Raw genomic sequence first — 12,535 nt, 5'->3', positions numbered from 1 at the left:
ACTCCTGGGTACGGGGCCGGGGTTCAGGCAAGGGGCGGCTGTGCGGGCAGCACGTGGTCACCCACGCCGTCGGTGCTCAGGCAGAGCGAGCAGACGACCGCTTCGTGGGTGGCGCAGGCGGCGACGTCGGGGCGTTCGAACGACTGCCGGCAGACGTGGCAGTCGTACGTCACCGCGCTGGGGTTGCCGTCCGCGTCGAGCATCGGCTCGTCCAGGCCGTCGTCGGTGCGGCGCAGGTAGTAGCGGCCCTTGGTGACGTACGCGACCAGGGGCGTCAGCACGAAGGCGATGACGGCGGCGGCGACCGGCGAGTACGGCTGGAGGGTGTCGCCCAGGGCGTGGAAGTACATCGCGATCGACAGGCCGGAGGCGGCGGTGAAGGCCACCACGCCGACGGGATTGACGGCGTACAGCATGCCCCGGCGGAACTCCGGCCGGAGCGGCGAGAGGCGCAGCAGGTACTTGTTGACGCCGATGTCGGTGGCGACGGTGACGATCCAGGCGATGGCGCAGTTGGAGTAGAAGCCGAGGATGTCGTTGAGGAAGCTGAACATGTCGGCCTCCATCAGCGCGAGCGCGAAGCCGAGGTTGACCAGGACGAAGACCAGGCGTCCGGGGTAGTGCTTCGTGACCCGGGTGAAGGAGTTGGTCCAGGCGAGCGAGCCGGAGTAGGCGTTGGTGACGTTGATCTTGATCTGGCTGATGACCACCAGGACCACGGCGAGCGGGACGACCAGCCAGGACGGCAGCATCGCGTCGAAGGCGCCCCGGAACTGCTGGATCGGCTCGGGCGCGGCGTCGGCCCCGACCTTCGCGATGATGTACACGGCGAGGAACACACCGATGGCCTGCTTGAGCGCGCCGAGCACCACCCAGCCGGGTCCGGCCATGACCACGGCGGTCCACCAGGTGCGCTTGTTGGCCTCGGTCCTCGGCGGCATGAAGCGCAGGTAGTCGATCTGCTCGCCGATCTGCGCGATGAGCGAGAGGCACACCCCGGCACCGAGGAGCACGGCCGCGGTGTCGATGCCGCCCTTGCCGTCCGTTCCGGCGTACGAGAGGAACCGGTCGACCGTGCCGGGGTCGGTGGCGACCAGATAGACCAGCGGGCCGACCATGAGCAGCAGCCAGATGGGCGTCGTCCACACCTGGAGCTTGCTGAGCGCCGACATCCCGTAGATCACCAGCGGAATGACCATCAGCGTCGAGACGAGATAGCCGAGCCAGAGCGGCAGTCCGAGTCCCAGTTCCAGGCCCTGCGCCATGATCGAGCCCTCTAGGGCGAAGAAGATGAAGGTGAAGCTGGCGAAGATGACTCCGGTCAGGACCGAGCCGTAGTACCCGAAGCCGGAGCCCCGGGTGATCAGGTCCAGGTCGAGGTTGTACCGGGCGCCGTAGTAGGCCAGCGGGAAGCCGGTGACGAAGATGACGACGGCGGCCACCGCGATGGCCAGGAGCGCGTTTCCGGTGCCGTGGGCCAGGCCGATGCCCGCGCCGATCGAGAAGTCGGCCATGTAGGCGATGCCGCCCAGGGCGGTGGTGGCCACGACCGCGGGGGTCCAGCGGCGATAACTGCGGGGCGCGAAGCGGAGGGTGTAGTCCTCCAGCGTTTCGCTCGTCGCCCTGCTCTCGGCGGCGGGCGGTGGTGTGGACGTCGCACGTGACTCGGTCGTACTCATGGGCAGCCCTTCGGGGAGCGGTGTACGGAGGGAAGGCCGTGCTGAGGACGCGGCGGGCGTCGTCGGCCGCCGGGGTTTCAGAGGCGGTCGGAGTGCAGGGCCATCTGCGTCATGGCGCGCTGGGCCCGTTCGAGGACGACGGCCATGGAGTCGCCGACATGGGCGTGCAGGGCGCGGTGGCCGTCGGCGAGGCGCCCGTCGAGGACGGCCTCCATGATCGCGATGTGCTCGGTGATGGTCGTTCCGACCCGGTCCGGGGTGAGGAAGTCGTACATCCGGACCCGGCGGATGCGCTCGCCGACGGCCACCAGGGCATCCGTCAGGGCGGGGTTCCCGGAGGCGCGGGAGAGCTCGGCATGGAAGCGCTCGTCCTGGACGACGAAGCGGGGATCGGGGTCCGGGGGCCGCTCGCGCATGGCGTACCAGCGGTCCAGCTCGCCCTTGAGGACGGCCGGATCATGCCGTACGGACGGGTCGTCGATCGCCCGGGCGATGCCGCGCAGCTCCAGCGTCACCCGGAGTTCGTAGAGGTCGCGCAGCTGGGCCAGATTGGGGATCGTGACGAAGAAGCCGCCGTCCCCGCGCTCGATCAGGCCGTCCGCGAGCAGGCGCGCCAGGGCTTCGCGCACCGGGGTCCGTGAGACGCGGAAGCGTGCGGCGAGCCGGGTCTCGGCCAGTCGCTCGCGCGGCCCGAACTCGCCGTCGAGCACGGCCGCCCGCAGCTGCCCGTACACCGTCTCGCGGAGCGAGGGCGCGGGCTCCGCGTCCGCGTCCCGCGCTGTGTCCGGGGGTGTATCCAGCGTCGTATCCAGCGTCGCATCCATGGGCGGAGACGCTAGGAACCGGTTGTTTCACCGGAGTCCACGGCGCGGTGAACGACTGGTTTCCGGTAGCTCACGCCGGTCCGGGGACATGACGAAGCGCCCCGCACACGGGCGCGGGGCGCTTCACCACGGGGGCGGTTGGTCAGCCCGTCGCGCAGGAGACCGTCGGCCAGGTCCAGTTGCCGTTGGACTGGATGGTGACGCCGAAGTTGTTGCCGCTGCCGTTGGGCTTGGCGGTCAGCACCTGGGCGCTGGGGTAACCGGCGCTGATGTTCCAGGTGGAGAGGACCTTCGCCGGGGACGGGACGTTCATGGTCACGGTCCAGTTGCTGGAGCCGGAGACCGCGACGTTGAGGTTGTAGCGGTCGCCCCAGCTCTGGCCCGCGGACAGGGTCGCCGTGCAGCCGCCGGTGTTGCCGCCGCCTCCGCCGCTGCTGCCGTCGGGGGCGACGGCCCGCCCGGTCTGCGGCGAGATCATGCCCGAGCACAGGCCCCGGGAGGCGAGCGACTGCGCGATGCGCGGGATGGCGGCCAGGGTGTTGGCGGGCCACTCGTGCATCAGGATGACCTGGCCGCTGGAGAGGCGTGATACGGCCTGGACGATCGCGTCGGTGCTCGCCCCGTTCCAGTCCTGCGAGTCGACGTCCCAGATCACCTCCGTGAGCCCGTACTTGGCCTCGACGGCCTTGAGCGTGGCGTTGGTCTCCCCGTACGGCGGCCGGAAGAGCTTCGGTGTGCCGCCGCCCGCGGCCGCGATGGCCTGCTGGGTCCGGGAGAGCTCCGAGTCGATCTGCGCCTGGCTCTGCTGAGTGAGGTGGGGGTGGGTGTAGCTGTGGTTGCCGACCCACATGCCCGCGTCGACCTGGGCCTTCACCTGCGCGGGGTACGAGGCGGCGAACTGGCCCTCGTTGAACATGGTGGCCCGCAGACCGTTCTGCCTGAGGGCGTTGAGCAGGGCGGGGGTGTGGTCGTTGGACGGGCCGTCGTCAAAGGTCAGGCCCACATAGCCGGTGCAGGCGGCGGCCTGGGCCGGGGCGGCGGCCGTGGCGGTCAGACCCAGGGAACCCGCCGCGGTGAGCGCGAGGCCCGCCGCCAGGGCGGCCGGGCGGCGGTGGAAGCGGAGACGCATGAACTGTCCTCCAGGTGAGGGGAGTTCCGGCCGCACGGGCGGCACGGCCGGGCCTGAGCACGGAGTTTTTGGGCCGCTTGAGCGACTGTCAATAGTTTCGGCAAGAGTTTCGAAAGCGTCGGGCTGGTGTGGCAACGGGGTGGGGCGGCAACGGCGCACGTCAACGTGGGTGAGGTGACATGCGTCGAGAGGTGAAGGAGGTGGTTGGCTCTGTGAGCGCGTTCCGGCAGGGGGTCGTACGGCGAAAGTTTCGGGATCTCGGGAGGCTCCGCCCGTCCACCGTATTGACAGTGCGCCGTCAACTCGCTGTCATACATGGGAGCGCTCCCACATATTTCCCCACGCCCCGAGGAGGCGCACATGACCATCCACCCCCGCCGCTTACCGCGCAGACCCTGGACGGCGGCCGGCTCCGTCGTGGCGCTGGCCCTGTCGCTGTTCGTCGCCATGCCCGCCGGGGGACCGGCCGCGGCGGCGGAGTCCGCACCCGGGTGCCAGGTCGACTACACGGCCAACGAGTGGACCGGCGGCTTCACCGCCGACGTGCGCGTCACCAACGAGGGCCCGGCGCTCAGCGACTGGCGGCTCACCTGGACGTACGAAGGGGACCAGCAGGTCACCTCCGGCTGGAACGGCACCGTCACGCAGACCGGGCACGCCGTGACCGCCGTCAGCACGGCCTGGAACGGCGCGGTGGCCGAGGGCGGCACCGTCTCCTTCGGTGTGCAGGGGACCTCGCAGTCGGGCGGGCCCGCGCCCACCGACTTCGCCCTCAACGGAGTCTCGTGCGGCGGCGACGCCACCACGCCCCCGACCACGCCGCCCCCCACGACTCCGCCGCCCACCACGCCGCCGTCCGCCGAGTGCGGTGACGCGGTCGTCTGCGACGACTTCGAGGACCAGGCCGGTCCGGCCCCCGCCGGGAACTGGCAGTTCACCGCGCCGGACTGCCAGGGCACCGGGACGGCCGCCGTGGACACGGAGACCGCGCACAGCGGCACCCGGTCGCTGCGGCTGGACGGGAAGGCGGGGTACTGCAACCACGCCTTCGTGGCCTCCACCGCGGACCTCTCGGCCGTGGGTCCCGTGCTGTACGTGCGCATGTGGGTGCGGCACACCACCGCGCTCCCGGCGGCGCACGTCGCCTTCGTGTCCATGCCCGACAGCTCCCAGGGCGGCAAGGCCCTGCGGATCGGCGGGCAGAACGGGGCGCTGCAGTGGAACCGGGAGACCGACGACGCGACGCTCCCGGCGCAGAGCCCGACCGGGGTGGGGCTGAGCAGGCCGCTGCCGACGGGCAGTTGGCAGTGCCTGCGGTTCGCGGTCGACACCTCGGCCCCGGGGCTCGACACCTGGCTGGGCGACGAGCAGGTGCCCGGTCTGCACGCCGACGGCGTCCCCACGCGTGACGTGGACGACCAGTGGCTCTCGCGGACCACCCCGCCCCGGCCCACCGCCCTGCGGCTGGGCTGGGAGAGCTACGGGGTGGGCGACGACACCCTGTGGTTCGACGACGTGGCCGTCGGCTCCGCGCCGATCGGCTGCTGACAGGTGAACGGCGTACCGGCCGCGTTCACCACGGCCGGTACGCCGTTCACCCCAGGTGGTCGCCCAGCGTGCCGATCGCGGCGGCGGCCTCCAGGACGTGCGGGACGGCCCGGTCGGCGAGTTCGGGGTCGGAGGTGACCACGTTGATCGCGGCCCGGACCGGCCAGCCCGGCAGCGGGGCCGCGATGCCGTGGGCGCCGATGTTGACCTCGCTGTGGGTGATGACGTAGCCGGTCTCGCGGATCGCCTGGACGCGGGGCGGTTCGGCGGTGCGCGGGGGGCCGGAGGCCAGTGCGGCGAGACCGCCGGAGCCGTGGTCCAGGGGGTCGCGGCTGCCCTTGCGGTACCAGAACAGGGGGCCGTCCGTCGGCGGTTCGGCCACCACCGTGGTGACGGCGGCGGTGCCGACGGCCTCGACCAGGCTCGCGGTGGCGTCCAGGCGGCGGGCGAGGCGGTGCAGGACCGGCTCGGCGACGGTCCGCAGGCTGGGGCCAGTGCCGCCGAGGAGCCCGGTCACGGCCGAGCCCACGGTGTAGCGGCCGCCGTCGTCGCGCGCGGCGAACCCCGTCCGGTGGAGCGAGACGAGCAGGCGGTGCGCGATGGAGCGGTGGAACCCCGTCGCGGCCGACACCTGACTGGTCGTCAGGCCCTCCGGGTGGCGGCTCAGTTCGACCAGGAGGGCGAGTCCGCGCTCCAGGGTCTGCGAGCCGCCGCTCTCGGAGTCGTTCGGCGGTGTCATTCCACCTCTTCGGGGATCGGCCGGATGGTGGGGAGGATCCTGCCACGGACCTCGCCCAGGCCGATGCGCCCCCGCGCGGCCGGCGCCGAGTAGCGCAGGACGACCTCGTCGCCGTCCTGGAGGAAGGTGCGTTCCTTGCCGCCCGCCGTCCAGGTCTCCTTGCCGCCCCAGGACAGTTCGAGGAACGAGCCGCGCTGGTGCTTTCCGGGCCCCGAGATGGTGCCCGACGCGTAGAAGTCGCCGACCCGCAGCGAGGCGCCGTTGACCGTGAGGTGGGCCAGCATCTGCGCGGGCGACCAGTACATGGACGCGTACGGCGGGCGCGCCACCACCGTGCCGTTGACCTCGACCTCCACGTCGATGTCGTAGCCCGACGGGCCCGCCTCGCGCAGGTACGGCAGTACGGCGGGTTCCTGGCCGGGCAGTTCCGTGCGGGCGTGCTCCAGCGCGGCGAGCGGGGTGACCCAGGCGCTGATGCTGGTGGCGAAGGACTTGCCGAGGTTGGGGCCCAGCGGGACGTACTCCCACGCCTGGATGTCGCGCGAGGACCAGTCGTTGACGCCGGTCACGCCGAACACTGTCTCGGTGAACTCGGAGGTCGCGACGCGCTGCCCGAGCGGGACGGTTCGGCCGACGACGAAGCCGAGTTCGGCCTCGATGTCCAGGCGCAGCGAAGGACCGAAGCTGGGCGCCGGGTCGGCGGGGGCCTTGCGCTGTCCGGCGGGGCGGTGCACGGGGGTGCCCGAGACGACGATGGAGCCCGCGCGGCCGTGGTACGCGACCGGCAGATGGCGCCAGTTGGGCATCAGGGCGTCCCCGTCGGGCCGGAAGATCCGCCCGACGTTCGTGGCGTGGTCCACGGACGCGTAGTAGTCGACGTAGTCCCCGACCTCGAACGGCAGGTGCAGCGTGATGTCGGCCAGCGGCACCAGGCGGACGCGGTCGCGGTAAGCGGTGTCGGTGAGCAGTGCGGTGGCCCAGGCTCGGACCTCCGCCCACACCGTCGCGCCCGCGGCCATCAGCGGGTTGAGCGCGGGCGCGTCGAGCAGCGGCGCCCAGTCGGGACGGAGCGCGGTGGCGGCGGCGCCCAGGTCCAGGACGTGGTCACCGATGCGGACGCCGACGCGCGGGGCGCCGTCCGCGGTCGAGAACACGGCGTACGGGAGGTTGTCGACGTCGTACGCGCTTCCGGCCGCGTCCTCGGCCCAGGTGGCGGGGTGGGTGGTCATGCGAGGGCCCTTCGGTGACGGGTGGTCAGGTGGTGGCGGGGCCGAGCAGGCCCAGAGCGGTCAGGTCCTCCAGCGGTTCGAGCACGCTGCACGACCCGTACGAGACGAACGCCTCCCGCGCGGCGGCGGCCTCGGCGGCCGGAAGCGCGGTCACGGCCCGGGCCAGCGCCTCCGGATCACGCTCGGCGAGGGCCGCGCGGATCCCGGACAGGGGCGCTCCGGCGCGGGCCCGGGCCGCCGCCAGGAGCACGTTGAGGTAGCCGTGGTGCTCGAAGCCGGTGGCGGCGGCGGTGTGCCGGACCGCGTGGTGCAGCCCGGCCGTGCACTTGAAGGCGGCCCCGGCGGCCACGGCCCCGTGGATCCACGCCGCCACCTCGTCCTCGTCCGGGAACGCCGCCGCCTCGGTCCCGCCGGTGCGGAACTTCAGCCGGAAGCCGTGGCGTACCACCAGGGCGAGCGCCTGCTCCCAGGTCCGCGTACCGGGGCGCGGCACCTCCACGTACACCGTGCCGGGGAAGCCGAGTGCGGCCAGCTCCTCGATCTGGGGCCCGAGGGGCAGGGCGGGGTCCGGCTTGAACTCGACGGCCGCCGGTACGAGCCGGTCGGTCCCCGCGAAGACGGCCAGCGCTGACCGGAGCGCGGCGGGCCCGGCCACCACGCTCACCCGCAGGCCGCCGGGGAAGAGTCGGGGCTCGGCCAGTCCGGCCAGTTCGGCGAGCCGGTCGGCGCCGATCACGAACGGGCCGACGAGCCCGGCGTGGCCGGACGCGAGGTGCCCGGCGTGCTCGGTCACGGCGCGCGGCAGCGGAGCCAGGCCGGGCGGGAAGACCGCGGCGTCGTCCACGAGATGACGGAAGGCGAGAGGGAAGGACACGCGCGACACCCTAGCTGAGCGACCCGTAATACGGACGGAAGGTGTTCCGATATCGGTCACACGCCTCGCGGGCGCGCGGCGGGATCTTCAAGAATGCGCAATGGTCTAGGCCAACTCATTGACGTGAATGCGTCATCCTCCGATTCTTGGCGGCACCTTCTCCCGACAGGAGCCTCCATGAGACGTCTTCGCGCTCTGCTCTCCGGCGTGGCCACCGCCGCCCTGGCCACCGCAGGACTCGCGGCCTTCGCCGTGCAGCAGGCATCGGGTGCGTCCGCCGACGCCACCGCGCTCTCCAACCGCTGGTACGCCGCTGCGCCCTATCTGATGCCGCACGACAACAATCCGCCGGACGCGGGCGCCATCATGGACGCCTCCGGCCTCAAGGCGTTCCAGCTCGCCTTCATCCTGGCCCCCAACGGCGGCGGATGCAGCCCCACCTGGGACGGTACGTCGCCGGTCTCCTCGGACACCGCGGTCGCCTCCGTCATCAGCGCGATCCGCGCCAAGGGCGGCGACGTGTCGGTGTCCATCGGCGGCTACGGCGGGACGAAGCTCGGCCAGACCTGTTCCGACGCGGCCTCCACCGCCGCCGCGTACCAGCAGGTCATCACCAAGTACCAGCTGAAGGCCATCGACTTCGACCTGGAGGAACCGGAGTACGAGAACACGGCCGCCATCGCCCGCGAGATCGGCGCCGCCAAGATCCTCCAGCAGAACAACCCCGGCCTCTACGTCTCCGTCACCACGGCGGGCACCGCCGACGGCACCGGCTGGTTCGGCAAGCAGATGCTCAATGAGGCCAAGGCGCAGGGCTTCACGCCGAACAACTTCTCCATCATGCCGTTCGACGGCGGCTTCAACGGGGCCGCCGCCCAGACCAGCGCCCTGACGAACTTCAACGCGATCCTGCGGTCCACCTTCGGCTGGGACGAGGCCACCGCGTACGCCCACGAGGGCTTCTCCGGCATGAACGGCCGCAGCGACACCGGCGAGTACTTCACCCAGGCCGACTTCCAGACCGTCCTGGACTTCGCCACCGGCCACCACATGGACCGCTTCACCTTCTGGTCCCTCAACCGCGACCGCCAGTGCACCCCGCCCGACAACAACGGCAAGACCTCCGGCACGTGCAGCAGCGTGGCGCAGGCGGACTGGGACTTCGCGAAGTACTCGGTGAAGTTCGCGGGCGTCACCCCGCCCACCACCACCCCGCCGACCACGCCGCCCCCGACCGGCAGCTGCACCGCCACCGCGTGGAGCGCCGCAGCCGTCTACAACGGCGGTGACACGGTCTCGTACGGGGGACACACCTGGAAGGCCAAGTGGTGGACCCAGAACGAGACGCCCGGCTCCACCGGTGAATGGGGAGTCTGGCAGGACCTCGGCACCTGCTGACCCGCCGACCCGAACGGCCGCCCCGGTCCCGGCCGGGGCGGCCCGTCACGCACCCGCCTGCACGTGTCACCCGCGTTGTCCCGCCCCACCACCCTGCGACTAGTTTGTGTCCAGCACAGACGGGGTCCGTGACGGCAGAGGTGCACGGGGACGAGAGGTCGGGAAGAGTGTCGCTGCGCGCAGGCGATCCAGCCGAGATCGGCGGTTATCCGCTGGAGGCGAGGCTCGGATCAGGGGGCATGGGCACGGTCTTCCTGGCCCGTACGAGCTCCGGCCGGCCCGTCGCGATCAAACTGATCCACCAGCAGTTCGCCGGAGACACCGAATTCCGCATCCGCTTCCGCCAGGAGGTCGCGGCGGCGCGCCGGGTCAGCGGCGCCTTCACCGCCGCCGTGGTGGACGCCGCGCCCGAGGCCGAACAGCCCTGGATGGCGACCACCTACATCGAGGGCCCCACCCTCGCCGAGCGCATCGCCGCCGAGGGCCCGCTGAACGGGGCCGGACTGCGCAACCTGGCCATCGGGCTCGCCGAGGCGCTGCGCGACATCCACCGCGTCGGGGTCGTCCACCGCGACCTGAAGCCGTCGAACGTCGTGCTGTCCCCCGAAGGGCCGCGCGTCATCGACTTCGGCATCTCGCGCGCCGCCGACCAGCAGACCCTGACGATGACCGGACGCGTGATCGGCACCCCGCCCTTCATGTCGCCGGAACAGCTCCAGGCGCCGCGCGGCGTCGGACCGCGCTCCGACGTCTTCTCCCTGGCCACCCTCCTGGTGTACGCGGCCACGGGCCACGGCCCCTTCGACGCGGACAGCCCCTACCTCACGGCCTACCAGGTGGTGCACGAGGAACCCTCGCTGGACGCCGTGCCGGGGCGGCTGCGCACCGTCGTGGAACCGTGCCTGGGCAAGGACCCCGAGGGCCGGCCCTCCGCCGACGAGCTGTTGGAGCTGCTACGGGACCTGCCCGCCGACCTCGGCGGCGCGGCGGCGGCCGGGCGCGCCCCCGGCCGCACCCGGGACATGGCCACCCAGCACCACCTGGCCACGCGCGACACCGAGGCGCCGGGCGCCCCCGCCCCGGAGCGGACCGGCTCGCCCGGCGGCCGCGGACTGCGCGGCCGCTGGCGGCCCGTGCTCGCGGCGGCGGTCGCCGTGGCCGCGATCGGCGGGGGAGTGGCAGTCCTCAAGGCGGGCGGCCTCGGCGAGGATCCGGACGACCCCAAGGCCCGCACGGTCGCCGAGCCCGCCGGTACCCTGCCGGGCGGCTTCAGGCCCTGGCGCGTGACCGTGCCCGGCGGCCAGGAGGACATCCCGGACGAGCTGCGGTGCGTCGCGCGCGGCGAGGCGGCGTTCTGCGGGGGCGGCGGCGTCGTCGCCACCCGGATCGACGTCCGGGACGGCTCGCGCGCCTGGACGGTGAAGAGCCCCGGCGTCCCCGTCCAGGGCATGCACCTGGTGGGCGCCACCGACGACACCGTGATCGGTTACCGTTTCGCCGCCCAGGACGACCCCGAGGCGCGGGGCGACGAGGTGGTGGCCGTCGACGCCGACAGCGGCAAGGAGCTGTGGTCCACGGTCTCCGGCGCCCAGTCGACCGCCGTCACGGGCCGGACCCAGGACGCCGTGGTGACCGGCTCCACCGTGATCACCGTCAACGCCTCCGACGACGCCTTCGAGGCCCGGGACGCGCACAGCGGCGAGCTGATCTGGACCGCGTCCTTCCCCGGAGGCTCCCGGTGCGCCCCCGTCCTGGCGGGTGACGCGCTCCTCGCCATGTGCGTGACGCACGCGGAGATCCGGGGCGATGCGGTCCGCCGCCCGGTCGTCCACACGGTGGACCCGGCCAAGGGGACCTGGGGCCGGGCCATCGCGCTGGACGGGCCCGGCGTGCCCGTGGGCGCCGCCGGCGGCCGGCTCGTCCTGCTCCGCGAGCACACCGAGGGCACGGCCCTCACCGGCTACGACGCGGTGACCCGGGTCGACCCGGTCTCCGGAAAGGTCACGAACAGCCCGCTGGACACCACGTACGAGGGCACGCCCGGCATGGCGGGCTCCACCGTGTACATCAGCGGGCAGACCGGCCGCGTCACCGCCTTCGACCCCGCAACCGGCCGGAAGAAGTGGTCCCGGCAGACCAGCGTGGAGGGCGCGTCGGGCCCCGTGGCCGGGGACGGCGCCCTGCTCTTCAGCTCCGCCACCGGCCGTGTCGTCGCCCTCTCCCCGTCCGACGGCACGGTGCTGTGGGCGACGGACCCGAGGGCCGACGGCCTGACCGGCCAGGCGGGCGAGAGCCCCCGCGTGACCGTCGCCGGACGCGTGGTGATCGTGGCCGCCGCCCGGAACACCGTCTTCGCGTTCGACGCCGGACGGCCGCCGAAGTCGGGCTGACCAGGGCCGCGTCTACAGTGGCCCGCATGAACCGCTGGAGCGAACTGACCGGAGACACCTCGGGCGAGGACTACGCCGCCCGCTTCGCGGCCCTGGCCCGCAGCGGCAAGGACATGCACGGCGAGGCGCGGTTCTGCGCCGCGCTGGTGCCCGCCGGGGCGCGGGTGCTGGACGCCGGCTGCGGCACCGGCCGGGTCGCGATCCGGCTCGCGGAGCTCGGGTACGACTGCACCGGAGTGGACGTCGACGCCTCGATGCTGGCTGTCGCGCGCGAGCAGGCGCCCGGGCTGCCCTGGTACCGAGCGGACCTGGCCGCGTTCGACCCGGACGCGCTCTCCATCGAACCGGGGTTCGACCTCGTCGTCGCCGCGGGCAACGTGATGGCGCTGGTCGCCCCCGGCACCGAGGCCACCGTCGTCGCCCGCCTCGCCGGAGCGCTGCGCCCGGGCGGTCTGCTGGTCGCCGGGTTCGGCCTGGACGCGGCCCACCTCCCCGTACCACCCGGCCTCACCCTCGCGGAGTACGACGCCCACTGCGCCGCCGCCGGGCTCACCCCCGTCGACCGCTTCGCCACCTGGGACGCGGCCCCGTATGAGGGCGGCGGCTACGCGGTGAGCGTGCACCGGCGGGGGGACGGCTGACCGGACAGGGGTTCCGGCGTCGTACACAGGGCCTTCGCGACCCGCACCCGCGCCGGGTCCGTCATCGGCGTTGATCCGTTCCAT

10 protein-coding genes are annotated in these 12,535 nt (G+C 72.8%); 4 read left to right on the top strand and 6 right to left on the bottom strand.

What is annotated here, in order from left to right:
* Nucleotides 1–23: 23 nt before the first annotated feature.
* From OHS17_RS03990 to OHS17_RS03980, 3 genes are all read right to left on the bottom strand, one after another.
* The gene (locus OHS17_RS03990) at nt 24–1,679 is read right to left on the bottom strand and encodes a purine-cytosine permease family protein (RefSeq protein WP_330311078.1); all 1,656 of its coding nucleotides are present in this window, start codon (nt 1,677–1,679) and stop codon (nt 24–26) included.
* A 77-nt stretch (nt 1,680–1,756) separates the two neighbouring features.
* Entirely contained in the window at nt 1,757–2,503 is a 747-nt protein-coding gene (locus tag OHS17_RS03985) for a GntR family transcriptional regulator (RefSeq protein WP_330311077.1), read from the bottom strand.
* Between the two features lie 142 nt (nt 2,504–2,645).
* A complete protein-coding gene (locus tag OHS17_RS03980) occupies nt 2,646–3,632 on the bottom strand; it encodes a polysaccharide deacetylase family protein (RefSeq protein ID WP_330311076.1) in 987 nt (328 codons plus the stop codon).
* Nucleotides 3,633–3,992: 360 nt separating this feature from the next.
* Here OHS17_RS03980 and OHS17_RS03975 point away from each other — a divergent pair, with 360 nt between their 5' ends.
* The gene (locus OHS17_RS03975; RefSeq protein WP_330311075.1) at nt 3,993–5,180 is read left to right on the top strand and encodes a cellulose-binding domain-containing protein; all 1,188 of its coding nucleotides are present in this window, start codon (nt 3,993–3,995) and stop codon (nt 5,178–5,180) included.
* 46 nt (nt 5,181–5,226) lie between these two features.
* Here the strand turns inward: OHS17_RS03975 and OHS17_RS03970 are convergent, their stop codons facing one another.
* From OHS17_RS03970 to OHS17_RS03960, 3 genes are read right to left on the bottom strand one after another with little or no spacing between them, the layout of a single operon-like run.
* A complete protein-coding gene (locus OHS17_RS03970) occupies nt 5,227–5,919 on the bottom strand; it encodes an IclR family transcriptional regulator (protein WP_330311074.1) in 693 nt (230 codons plus the stop codon).
* Nucleotides 5,916–7,148 carry a fumarylacetoacetase gene (gene fahA, locus OHS17_RS03965; RefSeq protein ID WP_330311073.1) on the bottom strand — a complete coding sequence of 411 codons (1,233 nt, stop codon included), beginning with the start codon at nt 7,146–7,148 and terminating at the stop codon, nt 5,916–5,918. Before fahA ends, OHS17_RS03970 begins: the two co-directional genes overlap by 4 nt.
* Before the next feature lie 25 nt (nt 7,149–7,173).
* Nucleotides 7,174–8,022, bottom strand: a complete 849-nt coding sequence (locus tag OHS17_RS03960) for a hypothetical protein (RefSeq protein WP_330311072.1) — start codon at nt 8,020–8,022, stop codon at nt 7,174–7,176.
* A 177-nt stretch (nt 8,023–8,199) separates the two neighbouring features.
* On the opposite strand from OHS17_RS03960, the gene OHS17_RS03955 reads away from it, so the two are divergent.
* The 3 genes from OHS17_RS03955 (at nt 8,200) to OHS17_RS03945 (ending at nt 12,451) form a co-directional block, all read left to right on the top strand.
* Nucleotides 8,200–9,420 carry a chitinase gene (locus OHS17_RS03955; protein ID WP_330311071.1) on the top strand — a complete coding sequence of 407 codons (1,221 nt, stop codon included), beginning with the start codon at nt 8,200–8,202 and terminating at the stop codon, nt 9,418–9,420.
* Between the two features lie 167 nt (nt 9,421–9,587).
* Nucleotides 9,588–11,810: a serine/threonine-protein kinase gene (locus OHS17_RS03950; RefSeq protein ID WP_330311070.1), complete on the top strand. Its 2,223-nt coding sequence runs from the start codon at nt 9,588–9,590 to the stop codon at nt 11,808–11,810.
* Nucleotides 11,811–11,836: 26 nt separating this feature from the next.
* Entirely contained in the window at nt 11,837–12,451 is a 615-nt protein-coding gene (locus OHS17_RS03945) for a class I SAM-dependent methyltransferase (protein WP_330311069.1), read from the top strand.
* Nucleotides 12,452–12,535 lie beyond the last annotated feature (84 nt).

This window comes from Streptomyces sp. NBC_00523 (assembly GCF_036346615.1).
Classification (GTDB): domain Bacteria; phylum Actinomycetota; class Actinomycetes; order Streptomycetales; family Streptomycetaceae; genus Streptomyces.
The sequence above is the reverse complement of the archived record's forward strand: the minus strand, read 5'-3'. Positions and strand labels throughout refer to the sequence as shown.